Consider the following 12,390-nt stretch of genomic DNA (forward strand, 5'->3'; position numbering starts at 1 on the left):
TCCGATGGGGCGCTTGGCCCATTGCATGGCACTGGTGCTGGCGCTTTTCTGCGCCGCACCCCTGGCCGCCCAGTCGGCTGCGGGTCCGGTGGCCGCTGACCGGGGATCCGTTGTCAGCCCGGTCCTGACAATTGATTCCGAGCGGGTCTTTCAACAAAGCGATTTCGGCCAGCGGGTGGCGGCGGAGGAGCGCGAGAAGCTCTCGGCGCTCGAAAGCGAAAACCGTGAGATCGAAGCCCAGCTTGAGACCGAAGAACGTGCGCTGACCGAAAAACGGGCACAGATGACGCCGGAGGCCTTCCGGGTATTGGCGGACGCGTTTGACGCCAAGGTTCAGGAGACGCGCACCGCGCAGGATACCAAATTTCGTGAACTGAGCGCCCAGTTCGACGCCGAAAGGGTCAAGTTCCAGCAGGCCGCAGCGCCCGTGTTCGAGCAATTGATGCGCGAGGCCGGTGCCGCCGTGATCCTTGAACGGCGGTCGGTCTTTGCCAGCGCCACCGTGGTCGAGATCACCGAAGAGGCGATTGCACTGCTGAATGAAACATTGGGTGACGGAACCGGTGCGGAAGACCGCTGAGCCGATATTGCCCCGGTGCCACAGAATTGCTAGCCCTGTACGGTACGTGACGCGAAGGACGTAAAATGAACCAAGAAAAACAAAGCGCTGACATCCAGATGATTCAGCGTATCCTGCCGCACCGCTATCCATTTCTGCTGGTGGACAAGGTAAAGGAGATCGACGGAACCGCCTCCGCTGTCGGATACAAGAATGTCACCATGAACGAGCCGCATTTCCAGGGCCACTTTCCCGGCACACCGATCATGCCGGGCGTCACCATTGTCGAGGCGATGGCCCAGACGGCAGGGGTCATGCTGGGCGTTGCGCTTGATATTCTGGACCGTGACATGCTGATCTATTTCATGTCGATCGACAAATGCAAATTCCGCCGCAAGGTGGTGCCGGGCGACGTGTTGCGCATGGACCTCAAGACATTGCGCGGCAAGCCGGGTGGCAAGGTCTGGCGTTTCTCCGGGGTTGCCACAGTAGATGGCGAGATGGCCGCCGAGGCCGAATTCATGGCGATGGTCGATCTTCCGAAAGACGCATCATGAGCAACATTCACCCTTCTGCCATCATCGAGGACGGCGCGCAGATCGACGCATCGGTGCAGATCGGCCCGTTTTGCGTGGTTGGCCCCGAGGTTGTGTTGAAGGCGGATGTGATCCTGAAAAGCCATGTGGTGGTCACCGGCAATACCGTGGTCGGGGCAGGCACGGTGATCTTTCCCTTTGCGGTGATCGGCGAGATCCCCCAGGACCTGAAGTTCCGCGGCGAAAAGACGGCCCTTGTGATCGGAGAGCGTAACCGCATCCGCGAACATGTGACGATGAACTGCGGGACCGACGCGGGCGGCGGCATCACGCGGGTCGGTGATGACGGCTTGTTCATGGCGGGTTGTCACGTGGCCCATGACTGTATCGTCGGGGACCGTGTGGTGATGGTGAACAACTCGGGCCTTGCCGGGCATTGCGTGGTCGAGGACGACGTTATTCTGGGCGGTCTCTCCGGTGTGCATCAATGGGTCCGCCTGGGCCGTGGTGCCATCATCGGTGCGATGACAAAAATCACCAATGACGTGATCCCCTATGGCCTTGTCCAGGCCCCCAAGGGCGAATTGGAGGGGCTGAACCTGATCGGTCTGAAACGCAAGGGCGTGTCGCGTGCCGATATCACCGCGCTCAGGGCGGCCTATCAGATGCTGGCACAGGGTGAAGGCACCTTTCAGGACCGTGCCGTCCGCCTGGGTGAAGAGACCGAAAGCGATTATGTGCGCCGGATCGTCGACTTCATCACGGCCCAGACGGACCGCCATTTCCTGACTCCAAAATGACGCTGGCGCTGATAGCAGGACGCGGCAGACTGCCGGCGCAGGTGGTGGCAGCGCAGGCACAGCCGCCGCTGATCTGCGCGCTGGAGGGCACGCCGCCGGATATGCTGGCGGTGGATTTGACCTTCCGGCTGGAAACGCTGGGCTCCCTGCTGATCGAACTCGGCCAGCGCGGGGTGACGCAGGTGTGTTTCTGCGGCGGCGTGGACCGGCCCACGCTTGATCCGGGGGCGCTGGACGCGGAAACCCAGCCGCTGGTCCCGATGTTTCAAAAGGCGCTGGCCGCCGGGGACAATGGCGCCTTGCAGGTGATCAAGGAAATCTTCGAGCAGACCGGGTTCGAGGTACTGGGGGCCGACATGCTGGTGCCCGATCTTGTTGCCCTGCCGGGGGTGTTGTCCGACGCATGGCCCGACGCGCAGATGCGCCGCGACGCCGCGCGCGGCGAGGCAGTCTTGGCCGGGCTCGCCCCGCTCGATATCGGTCAGGCCTGTGTCATCGGGGGGGAACAGGTTCTGGGCGTCGAGGCCATGGGCGGCACGGCGCATCTGCTGGACACCCTGCCACCCCGCGCCCGAGAAATGAACGCAATCCTCTGCAAGGGCCCCAAGACCGGCCAGATCCGCGAGATCGACATGCCCACCATCGGCCCCGAGACACTGCGCGCGGCCCATGCCGCCGGTCTGGCCGGGGTGATCGTGGATGCAGGCGATGTGATTGTTCTGGACCGCGAGGAGTGCGTGCGTCTGGCCGATGAATTCGGCCTTGTCCTGTGGTCCCGGCGCGGGGGCGAGGAGTGAAGGTCTTTATCCTTGCCGGTGAACCCTCGGGCGACAGGTTGGGCGGGGCACTGATGGCCGGGCTGAAGACATTGCGCCCGGATGTGAGTTTTGAAGGGATCGGCGGGCCAGAGATGGCGGCTGAAGGGCTGCAAAGCCGGTTCGACATGGCCGAACTCAGCATCATGGGGCTGGCCGAGATCCTGCCGAAGTATCGCGCGCTCAAGGCGCGCATCCGCCAGACCGCCGATGCGGTGTTGCAAATGCAGCCCGATGTGATGATCACCATCGACAGCCCCGATTTTTCCCTGCGCGTGGCAAAGCTGGTGAAGGCGAAAAGCAATATCCGGACGGTGCATTACGTTGCCCCCTCGGTCTGGGCCTGGCGGCCCGGACGGGCGGCGCATATGGCGAAATACATCGACCATGTGCTGGCGCTGCTGCCCTTCGAGCCGCCCCTGATGCAGGCGGCCGGTATGGAATGCGATTTCGTGGGCCATCCGGTGGTCTCCGACCCTGTTGCGACGGATGCGGAGGTCGCCGCCTTCCGCGCTGAAAGCGGGATCGGCGATGCGCCTTTCATTCTGGTCCTGCCGGGGTCCCGCAAGGCAGAGGTGGCGCGGCTGGGTCCGGTCTTTGGCGATGCGTTGGGGCTGCTTCTGGCGCGGCGTCCGCAGATGCGCATTGTTGTGCCTGCCGCCGTGTCGGTCGCCGATGAGGTGCGCGCGGCGGTGGCGGATTGGCCCGGTGACCCGCTGGTGCTGGACCCGCGCGATGGGGGGGATGGCAAGGCGCGCAAGCTCGCGGCCTTCCGTGCGGCAGATCTGGCACTGGCGGCCTCCGGCACGGTCTCGCTGGAACTGGCGGCGGCAGCCACGCCGATGGTGATCGGCTACCGGGTGAACTGGCTGACCTTCCGCATCGTCAAGGCGATTGCGCTGATCGACACGGTGACGCTGGTCAATCTGGTCAGCGACACCCGCGTGGTGCCGGAATACCTGGGCCCCGACTGCACGGCAGAGGGGATTGCCGAAGGCTTGCAGGCGGTGCTGGAAAACCCACAGGCGCAAAAGGCCGCCATGGCGTTGACGATGGAGCGTCTGGGCAAAGGCGGCGAGGCACCGGGCCTGCGCGCCGCGCGGGCGGTTCTCAAACGAATGGTAACGTAAAAGCTTCCTTAATAATCTCACCCAGACGGGCCAACACCTTTACGTTTTCGTTTGCGTAATGTGCCAGCGGCACCCAGCAAATCGCTGCCGCCGGCAACATAATGGCCAGATTCTGCGCTCGCTTTTCAACTTCAATGCGTTTCATATCCCGTAAAGCTTCGATGGCTGAAGAGAAGTCAGCATCAGTCTGCGGCTTGCCTGCCCGTTTTGCGATATCAGTCAAGACAGAACAATAGATGTTGCCCAATTGCAAAACTGTCAAAGACCGGTCAATTGCTTTCAGCGTCTTCGCCCGGCGGATTAGAATAACAACCACGAATAATGCGAAAGTTACAAGAAACCCCAGAACGAGCGCTTTATCTACGAATTCAATAAATGCTTGTTCAGCGACATCCTTGACGCTTGCCTGCGCACCATTCAGCCGTTGAAGAAATCTACCAATATCAATAAGCGACAAAACTAGAACGAAAGTTGCATAGATGCAAACCGGAGCGTGCCATGTGTATTTCCGAAAAAGATAGCGTGGTCTCTTATGCGAAAGCCGATTGAGTGGGTTTTCAACTCTTTGGGATTTAAGTAGAATCTTAACTTGATATGCCTTGTCAAAGGCACCAGCAAACTGTCGTCGCATCAAATAGAGTGCAGGATGAAGTGACTTCAGTCTGCGGCCTATCGGCTTTGCCGAGAGAGACAGGAGTTTTTCCTCAGACTCCAAATGCTCTGCCACATTTTCAACAGATAGGTTACAACTTGAATGAAGTTTTATCGGAGAGACCGATATTGTAGGAAAAGAGCCGGTTCTCGATTCAATTTCTGCCAAGGTCGCAGAAATAGTTCCATTCTGCGGTCCTTCCTTCCGTTTTATCAGGCTGCTCACGAGCGACGCCAACTTAAGCATCTCTGAGACGCTTAGATCCTCGTCGGAATCTTGGTCTAACAAATTAAGCTGATATAGAAATACACCATCTATTCGCCGCCAATACTGGACAACTTTGGGGAGCCTGTCACCGTTGCGCAAGAAATCTGCGTCTTCGACTAAAATTTCGCCCTTGATCACAGCACTAGACCACGGGGCGCTGGCGGACGCCGTCCAATCTAAAAACCAGCAATCAGCCATTCTTTTAGAATGCCATTGCCTGAGTCACCATCAGTAGAATGGCGAAACATCCCACTATCAGAAGCGAGTGAAATCTTGATACCCGTAATGATGGGTCTTTCTCAATATCGTCCATGCTGTTGTAAATAACTTTTTTCTTCGGCTTCATTCGTGATCCCCCTAGGATCGTCCGACAATAGTTTGATTCTTTGATTTTTGGCAATATTTTTAAATTATCGTTAAATGTCCGAAATGTCAGCCCTTGTGAATCCATCCGCCGCCGAAGATGCGGCTGCTGTCGGGGTCGTAGAACACGCAGGCCTGACCCGGTGACACGCCTTCCTCCGGGGTCAGCAGTTCGACCTCGGCTGTTGTGTCCGACAGCGGGCGCAGGATGGCGTCGCGCGGCGGGCGGGTCGAGCGGACCCGCACCGCGATCGGCCATTCGGCGCGGGATGTCAGCGGCGCATCGCCCAGCCAGTTGATTTCGCGCACAGGCACCGTCCGGGTGGCCAGCATCGCCTTGGGGCCTACAACCACTTCCTTGCGTTCTGCGTCCAGTTTGACCACGTAGAGCGGATCGGCCAAGCCGCCGATGCCAAGGCCGCGGCGCTGGCCGATGGTATAGTTGATCACGCCGTCGTGGCGGGCCAGCACAGTGCCGTCCGTGTCCACGATATTGCCGGGATCGTCGGCTTCGGGCCGCAACTTCCGGATCACGCTGGCGTAATCGCCGTTGGGCACAAAGCAGATGTCCTGACTGTCAGGTTTCATCGCCACGCTGAGCCCGTATTTGGCGGCCAGCGCGCGGGTGTCGTCCTTGCTGGGCAGGTGGCCCAGCGGAAAGCGCAGGTAGGCAAGCTGTTCCGGGGTAGTCGAGAACAGGAAATAGCTTTGATCGCGGCTGGCGTCGGCGGCGGCGTGCAGTTCGGGGCCGTTTGTGCCCATCTTGCGCTGGATATAGTGACCGGTGGCCATGCAGTCGGCCTCAAGATCCTTTGCCGTTTCCAGCAGGTCCTTGAACTTCACCCGTTCGTTGCAGCGAATGCAGGGCACCGGCGTGGCCCCGCCAAGGTAGCTGTCGGCGAATTCGTCGATCACCGCGTCCTTGAAGACGTTTTCATAGTCCAGCACGTAATGCGGAAAGCCCATGTCCTCGGCCACGCGGCGGGCGTCGTGGATGTCGATACCGGCACAGCAGGCGCCCTTTTTGGCCAGAGCCGCGCCATGGTCATAAAGTTGCAGCGTCACGCCAACCACATCGTAACCTTCTTCGGCCAGCATCGCGGCGACCACCGAACTGTCCACACCACCCGACATGGCCACGACCACCCGCGTGTCGGCGGGTGCCTTGGCAAAGCCAAGCGAGTTCAGGGGCGGTGTCTGGTCAAGGGGCATCGTTTTCTCCGGGGGTTTCATTGCGAATATAGGAAAATGCAACCTACTCACAAGGGGCAGCTTCATCCCGCGTTAAGGTCGAAACGACAGATTGGACGGGTGCAACGACGGAATGAACTGATGTACCTCAAGAAAGTCCATGGACCGCGCTCGGTCACACTGGCCGATGGGACGGTCCTGTCGCGCGCTGATCTGCCCGCGTCCACCACCCGCCGCTGGGTGGCATCACGCAAGGCGGCGGTGGTGCGGGGCGTTGTATACGGGCTGATCACGCAGGAAGAGGCGCTGGAGCGCTACCAGTTGAGCGAAGAAGAGTTCATTGAATGGCTGCGCGCCGTGACGGACCATGGGGAGGCCGCGTTGAAGACGACAGCGCTGCAAAAGTATAGACAACTTTAGGTTGTTCGTTGTAAACTTGGGCAAACGGTAACGGGTGGTTAACCTTTCTTGTTCACGATCTATTCCGGAAGTACCAGTCAGAGAGCCGGAGATTGTAATGCGTGTACTGCTTGTAGAAGATGACCCAACGACCTCACGCAGCATCGAGCTGATGCTGACTCATGCCAATCTGAATGTCTATGCCACCGATCTGGGTGAAGAGGGCATCGACCTCGCCAAACTCTATGACTACGATCTGATCCTGCTGGACCTCGACCTGCCGGACATGAATGGCCACGAAGTCTTGCGTCAGTTGCGCGTCAGCCGGATCGAGACTCCGATCCTGATCCTGTCCGGCTCCGACGATACGGAAAACAAGATCAAGGGCTTTGGTTTTGGCGCAGATGACTATTTGACCAAACCGTTTCATCGCGAGGAACTGGTGGCGCGCATTCATGCGATCATCCGCCGCTCAAAGGGGCATTCACAGTCTGTGATCGAAACCGGCCAGATCGCGGTGAACCTGGATGCCAAGACCGTCAGCGTGAACGGCCAGGCCGTGCATCTGACCGGCAAGGAATATCAGATGTTCGAACTGCTGTCCCTGCGCAAGGGGACAACCCTGACCAAGGAGATGTTCCTGAACCATCTCTATGGTGGCATGGATGAGCCGGAGCTGAAGATCATCGACGTTTTCATCTGCAAACTGCGCAAGAAACTGAGTGCTGCGACAGGCGGGCAAAGCTATATCGAAACGGTCTGGGGCAGGGGTTATGTCCTGCGCGACCCCGAACCGGCAGAGATGAACCTGGCCGCCACCGGCTGACTCCAATCGGCTGAAAATGAGCTAGACCTGCCAATCCGGGCAACATATCTAAAGCGGGTATGGTGACGTTCGGGAGGCGGGTCTTTTGACATCTGAAATCGAAACGCTGACAGAGGACCAGGCGCGCGCGGCACTTGCGGAACTGGCCCGGACCCTTGCGGCGGCAAACACCGATTACCACGGCGCGGATGCGCCGGAACTGTCTGACGCAGAATACGACCGGCTCAAGCGGCGCAACGCCGCGATTGAAGCGCGATTCCCCCATCTGAAACGGGATGACAGCCCGTCAGAGCAGGTTGGCGCGGCCCCGGCGGAAGGATTCTCCAAGATCACCCACGCGGTGTCGATGCTGTCGCTTTCGAATGCCTTTGAGGCGGCCGATGTGATGGAATTTGATGGTCGGATCAGGAAATACCTCGGGTTGGGGGAAGCGGCACCGCTGCGCTATACCGCTGAGCCCAAGATCGACGGGCTGTCCCTGTCGCTACGCTATGAAAACGGTGCGCTGGTGCAGGCGGCCACACGCGGCGACGGCACGGTGGGGGAAAACGTCACCGCAAATGCCCGCACCATCGACGACATACCCGCCCGGATCGACGGCGCGCCGGACCTGCTGGAAGTGCGCGGCGAAGTCTATATGAGCCACGCGGATTTCGAGGCGCTCAATGAACGCCAGGTCGCAGCGGGGGCCAAACCCTTTGCCAACCCGCGCAACGCCGCCGCCGGATCGCTGCGGCAGCTGGACGCCGGCATCACCAAATCGCGCCCGCTGCGGTTCTTTGCCTATGCCTGGGGCGCGCTCAGCACCCCGCTTGCCGACACCCAGATGGGGGCGATCGAGCGCTTGAAGGAACTGGGGTTCTCGACCAATCCGCTGACCGCCCTCTGCGACGGCCCGCAGGACATGCTCGACCATTACGCCATGATCGAAGCGCAGCGCGCCACGCTGGGCTATGATATCGACGGCGTGGTCTACAAGGTGAACGACCTGGACCTGCAGGAGCGGCTGGGGTTCCGCTCCACAACCCCCCGCTGGGCCACCGCCCATAAATTTCCTGCGGAACTTGCCTGGACCCGGCTGGAGGGGATCGACATTCAGGTTGGCCGCACCGGCGCGCTGTCGCCGGTGGCGCGGCTGCATCCGGTGACGGTGGGCGGCGTCGTCGTCTCAAACGCGACGTTGCATAACGAGGACTACATCAAGGGTCTGGACAGCAAGGGCACGGAAATTCGCGGCGGCAAGGATATTCGCATCGGCGACTGGGTGCAGGTTTACCGCGCGGGCGATGTGATCCCCAAGGTGGCGGATGTGGACCTGTCCAAACGCCCCGAGGACAGCCAGCCATACGTCTTTCCCGCCAGCTGTCCCGAATGCGGCTCTGACGCGCTGCGCGAGCCGGGCGATGCGGTCCGGCGCTGCACCGGCGGCTTGATCTGTCCCGCCCAGGCGGTGGAGAAACTGAAACATTTCGTCTCCCGCGCGGCTTTTGACATTGAAGGGCTGGGCGCGAAACAGGTCGAACAATTCTATACCGACGGCTGGATCGCGGAACCCGCCGACATTTTTACCCTGCAGGACCGCTATGGGTCGGGCGTGCAACAACTCAAGAACCGCGAAGGCTGGGGCGAAAGATCAGCGACAAACCTGTTTCAGGCGATTGAGGATAAACGCAATATCCCGTTTTCCCGGTTGCTGTTCTCCCTGGGCATCCGCCATGTGGGCGAGGCGGCATCGAACCTGATCGCGCTGCATTACGGCACCTGGGATGACCTGGAGGCCGCGATGGATGCCGCCGCCGGTCAGACCGGTGCGGCATGGGACGACCTGATCGGTATTGACGGCGTGGGCGCGGTCATGGCCGGATCGCTGGTCAACACCTTCGCGCAAGAGCGCGAGCGTGCCTCCATCAACCGTTTGGTGGACCATCTGACCGTGGCCGAGGCCAGGCGCGCCGACACCTCCGGCAGCCCGGTGGCGGGCAAAACCGTGGTGTTTACCGGCAGCCTTGAGAAAATGACACGGGCAGAGGCCAAGGCCCGCGCCGAACGGCTGGGGGCCAAGGTGGCCGGGTCCGTCAGCGCCAAGACCGATATCCTGGTGGCCGGTCCCGGTGCCGGTTCCAAGGCGAAAAAGGCGGCGGAACTGGGGATCGAAACCCTGGACGAGGATGGCTGGCTGGCCCTGATCGGCGTTTCATGAAGGGCAGGCCCGAAACGCTGTTCCCGCTTTTTGCGGGGCTTGAGACGCTGGAGGGCGTGGGCCCCAAGACCGCGCAGACCCTGGGGCAGTTGGGTGTGATTGCGCCGCGGGACCTGCTGTTTACGCTGCCCTATTCCGGCATTGACCGCAGCCTGCGCACAACGGTCAGGGACGCGCATCTGCCCGCCGTGCTGACCGTGGCCGTGACAATTGGTGCCCATCACGCCGCAAGGACCAAGGGCGGGGCCTATCGCATTCACGTCGAGGACGCGGAAACCAGCTTTCAGCTCGTGTTTTTCCATGCGCGGGGCGATTACTGGAAACGCCAATTGCCGCCCGGCGCGCGGCGCATCGTCTCGGGCCGGGTGGAGCTTTTCGACGGAATCCCCCAGATGGTCCACCCCGATTTCGCGGTGCCGGAGGAGGCGGCGGCGGACATCCCGGCGTTCGAGCCGGTCTATCCGCTGACCGGTGGCATCACCCAGAAACTGATGTTCAAGGCGACTCGCGCCGCATTGGCGCGCACCCCCGATCTGGCCGAATGGATCGACCCCGGCCAGAAGGCGCAGGAAGTCTGGCCCGATTTCAGGACGGCGGTTGCGACGGCCCACGCGCCCGAAACGCTGGGTGATCTGGCGATCACCGCCCCGGCGCGGGCGCGTCTGGCCTATGATGAGCTTTTCGCCCACCAGATCACCCTTGCCCTCGCGCGGCAAAAGGAACGCCGCAAGAAGGGCCGCGAAACCAGGGGTGACGGTCATCTGCAGGCCCGCGTTCTGGCATCGCTGCCCTTTGCGCCCACCGGGGCGCAGACCCGCGCGGTTGCCCAGATTGCCGCCGATATGGCCAGCCCGCAGCGGATGAACCGTCTGTTGCAGGGCGATGTCGGCGCGGGCAAGACGCTGGTCGCCTTCCTGGCCCTGCTGGGCGCAGTCGAGGCGGGCGGCCAGGGCGTGCTGATGGCCCCGACAGAGATTCTGGCCCGGCAGCATCTGCAAGGATTGCAGCCATTGGCCGAAGAGGCCGGCGTGGTGCTGGAAATTCTGACCGGCCGGGACAAGGGGGCAGAGCGGCAGGCCAAGCTGGCCGCGCTTGCCAGCGGCGCGATACAGGTGCTGGTTGGCACCCATGCGGTGTTTCAGGCCGACGTGAGCTTTGCCGATCTGCGCCTGGCAGTGGTGGATGAACAGCACCGGTTCGGCGTGCGCCAGCGCCTTGAACTGGGGCAAAAGGGGCGGCAGGCGGATGTGCTGGTGATGACGGCAACGCCGATTCCGCGGTCGCTGGCGCTGGCCCAATATGGCGATATGGATGTCTCCGTGCTGGATGAAAAGCCGCCCGGACGCCAACCGATCAAGACCGCGCTGGTCAGCACCGACCGGATGGATCAGGTGGTGGACCGCCTGCGCGCGGCGATTGCCGAGGGTCGCCAATGTTATTGGGTGTGCCCGCTGGTCGAGGAAAGCGAGGTCAGCGACCTGATCGCGGCGGAAGAGCGGTTCAAGCGCCTGCGCGCCGCCTTGGGCGAGGGGATCGTGGGGCTGGTGCATGGCCAGATGCCCCCGGCGGACAAGGACGCGGCGATGCGCGCCTTTCAGCAGGGGGAAACTCAGGTGCTGGTGGCCACAACGGTGATCGAGGTGGGCGTGGACGTGCCCAATGCCACCATCATGGTGGTCGAACGGGCCGAAACATTCGGGCTGGCGCAATTGCACCAGCTGCGCGGGCGCGTCGGACGCGGGCAGGGCGCATCGACCTGCCTGCTGATGTTCCAGCAACCCCTCAGCGAGACCGGGCGCAAGCGCCTTGAGGTTCTGCGCGAGACCGAGGACGGGTTTGTCATCGCGGAAACCGATCTTAAGATGCGCGGCACCGGCGATCTGATCGGCACGGCACAATCCGGGGTGCCGCGCTTTCGTGTGGCCGACCTGGAACGACAGGCCGGGTTGATGGCTGTGGCGCAATCGGACGCGCGCAAATTGCTGGCAGAGGATCCCACCCTTGAAACGGACAGGGGCAGGGCCGCGCGTGTTCTTCTGTGGCTGATGCGGCAGGATGAGGCCATTCGTTTGATTTCAGTGGGTTAGCGCCTTTTGTCCCATTTTGTTCGCAAATGTTCTCAAAAAGTTCTTTACAGGCGGTTAATTACATGAGAACAAAGGAGCAACAGATACGGAGGCTCCGATGACAATACTCAAGACACTCAAATCCATCGCGACACGGTCCCAGGATACGTTGCTGCAGGATGCCGTTGGTGCGGCAGCATTGGTTGTCATGCTGGTTGTCGGATTGCACCTGCCGTCATTTGTTTGATTTCTGCCTGCGCTCTCGCGCCGGGCGTTCGACGCATCCGTCCCAATTGATGCGGCTGGGGGCTCTGCCTGCCTCGTTCAGCCCAGGGGTTTGCCGCCCCGTCGAATGTCTCCGGGTCCCACGCGAGTAACGCGATCCTTGCGCCGCCATCCCTTTGGATGTGCGGCGCTTTTTTTGTGTGATGATGTTTCAGGACAACGAATGTTTCGGGACAAGGAATGTTTCAGGACAGGGGCGGATCACGCAGAAATTTCGCACCTGCCTTTTCAGCGACCCGCCTTTAACCTGAGGCATATCACTTCGCCAATGTCCCGAGAGCGCGCAGCGCGGCAGGGTATT

Annotated in this window: 12 protein-coding genes; 10 read left to right on the forward strand and 2 right to left on the reverse strand. The window is 61.2% G+C overall.

The annotated features are described in order from the left end of the window. The first annotated feature begins 4 nt into the window (after positions 1-4). The 5 genes from A8B82_RS17850 (at position 5) to lpxB (ending at position 3,840) form a co-directional block, all read left to right on the forward strand. Positions 5-580, forward strand: a complete 576-nt coding sequence (locus A8B82_RS17850) for an OmpH family outer membrane protein (RefSeq protein WP_082899358.1) — start codon at positions 5-7, stop codon at positions 578-580. 65 nt (positions 581-645) lie between these two features. Next, a complete protein-coding gene (gene fabZ / locus A8B82_RS17855) occupies positions 646-1,116 on the forward strand; it encodes a 3-hydroxyacyl-ACP dehydratase FabZ (protein ID WP_067295483.1) in 471 nt (156 codons plus the stop codon). Next, a complete protein-coding gene (gene lpxA, locus A8B82_RS17860) occupies positions 1,113-1,895 on the forward strand; it encodes an acyl-ACP--UDP-N-acetylglucosamine O-acyltransferase (protein WP_067295486.1) in 783 nt (260 codons plus the stop codon). Before fabZ ends, lpxA begins: the two co-directional genes overlap by 4 nt. Further along, positions 1,892-2,692, forward strand: coding sequence for an LpxI family protein (locus tag A8B82_RS17865; protein WP_067295488.1), 801 nt, complete (start codon positions 1,892-1,894; stop codon positions 2,690-2,692). Before lpxA ends, A8B82_RS17865 begins: the two co-directional genes overlap by 4 nt. 53 nt (positions 2,693-2,745) lie before the next feature. Further along, positions 2,746-3,840, forward strand: coding sequence for a lipid-A-disaccharide synthase (lpxB, locus tag A8B82_RS17870; protein ID WP_235604731.1), 1,095 nt, complete (start codon positions 2,746-2,748; stop codon positions 3,838-3,840). On the opposite strand, the gene A8B82_RS17875 is transcribed toward lpxB, so the two are convergent. Together A8B82_RS17875 and mnmA are read right to left on the reverse strand one after the other, a co-directional pair. Then, positions 3,821-4,957: a hypothetical protein gene (locus tag A8B82_RS17875; protein ID WP_067295493.1), complete on the reverse strand. Its 1,137-nt coding sequence runs from the start codon at positions 4,955-4,957 to the stop codon at positions 3,821-3,823. The genes lpxB and A8B82_RS17875 overlap by 20 nt on opposite strands. A gap of 234 nt (positions 4,958-5,191) precedes the next feature. Next, positions 5,192-6,334: a tRNA 2-thiouridine(34) synthase MnmA gene (gene mnmA / locus A8B82_RS17880; protein WP_067295496.1), complete on the reverse strand. Its 1,143-nt coding sequence runs from the start codon at positions 6,332-6,334 to the stop codon at positions 5,192-5,194. A 120-nt stretch (positions 6,335-6,454) separates the two neighbouring features. Between mnmA and sciP the strand changes: the two genes are divergently transcribed. From sciP to A8B82_RS24695, 5 genes are all read left to right on the forward strand, one after another. Next, positions 6,455-6,733 carry a CtrA inhibitor SciP gene (sciP, locus tag A8B82_RS17885; protein ID WP_067295498.1) on the forward strand — a complete coding sequence of 93 codons (279 nt, stop codon included), beginning with the start codon at positions 6,455-6,457 and terminating at the stop codon, positions 6,731-6,733. Between the two features lie 97 nt (positions 6,734-6,830). Next, on the forward strand, positions 6,831-7,538 hold the full coding sequence (ctrA, locus tag A8B82_RS17890) for a response regulator transcription factor CtrA (RefSeq protein ID WP_067295500.1): 708 nt from the start codon (positions 6,831-6,833) through the stop codon (positions 7,536-7,538). Between the two features lie 85 nt (positions 7,539-7,623). Continuing rightward, a complete protein-coding gene (gene ligA, locus A8B82_RS17895) occupies positions 7,624-9,738 on the forward strand; it encodes an NAD-dependent DNA ligase LigA (protein WP_067295503.1) in 2,115 nt (704 codons plus the stop codon). Then, entirely contained in the window at positions 9,735-11,825 is a 2,091-nt protein-coding gene (recG, locus tag A8B82_RS17900) for an ATP-dependent DNA helicase RecG (RefSeq protein WP_067295505.1), read from the forward strand. Before ligA ends, recG begins: the two co-directional genes overlap by 4 nt. Positions 11,826-11,922: 97 nt before the next feature. Then, a complete protein-coding gene (locus tag A8B82_RS24695; protein ID WP_268873842.1) occupies positions 11,923-12,051 on the forward strand; it encodes a hypothetical protein in 129 nt (42 codons plus the stop codon). The last annotated feature ends 339 nt before the right edge of the window (positions 12,052-12,390 follow it).

It is taken from the genome of Sulfitobacter sp. EhC04 (assembly GCF_001650875.1).
GTDB lineage: Bacteria > Pseudomonadota > Alphaproteobacteria > Rhodobacterales > Rhodobacteraceae > Sulfitobacter.

What these genes read in the sequence shown, in the direction of transcription:
- mnmA (WP_067295496.1), bottom strand. Translation starts at nt 6,334, where the DNA reads ATGCCCCTTGACCAGACACCGCCCCTGAACTCGCTTGGCTTTGCCAAG.
- A8B82_RS17875 (WP_067295493.1), bottom strand. Translation starts at nt 4,957, where the DNA reads ATGGCTGATTGCTGGTTTTTAGATTGGACGGCGTCCGCCAGCGCCCCG.
- lpxA (WP_067295486.1), top strand. Translation starts at nt 1,113, where the DNA reads ATGAGCAACATTCACCCTTCTGCCATCATCGAGGACGGCGCGCAGATC.
- ctrA (WP_067295500.1), top strand. Translation starts at nt 6,831, where the DNA reads ATGCGTGTACTGCTTGTAGAAGATGACCCAACGACCTCACGCAGCATC.
- A8B82_RS17865 (WP_067295488.1), top strand. Translation starts at nt 1,892, where the DNA reads ATGACGCTGGCGCTGATAGCAGGACGCGGCAGACTGCCGGCGCAGGTG.
- A8B82_RS24695 (WP_268873842.1), top strand. Translation starts at nt 11,923, where the DNA reads ATGACAATACTCAAGACACTCAAATCCATCGCGACACGGTCCCAGGAT.
- lpxB (WP_235604731.1), top strand. Translation starts at nt 2,746, where the DNA reads ATGGCCGGGCTGAAGACATTGCGCCCGGATGTGAGTTTTGAAGGGATC.
- sciP (WP_067295498.1), top strand. Translation starts at nt 6,455, where the DNA reads ATGTACCTCAAGAAAGTCCATGGACCGCGCTCGGTCACACTGGCCGAT.
- A8B82_RS17850 (WP_082899358.1), top strand. Translation starts at nt 5, where the DNA reads ATGGGGCGCTTGGCCCATTGCATGGCACTGGTGCTGGCGCTTTTCTGC.
- fabZ (WP_067295483.1), top strand. Translation starts at nt 646, where the DNA reads ATGAACCAAGAAAAACAAAGCGCTGACATCCAGATGATTCAGCGTATC.
- recG (WP_067295505.1), top strand. Translation starts at nt 9,735, where the DNA reads ATGAAGGGCAGGCCCGAAACGCTGTTCCCGCTTTTTGCGGGGCTTGAG.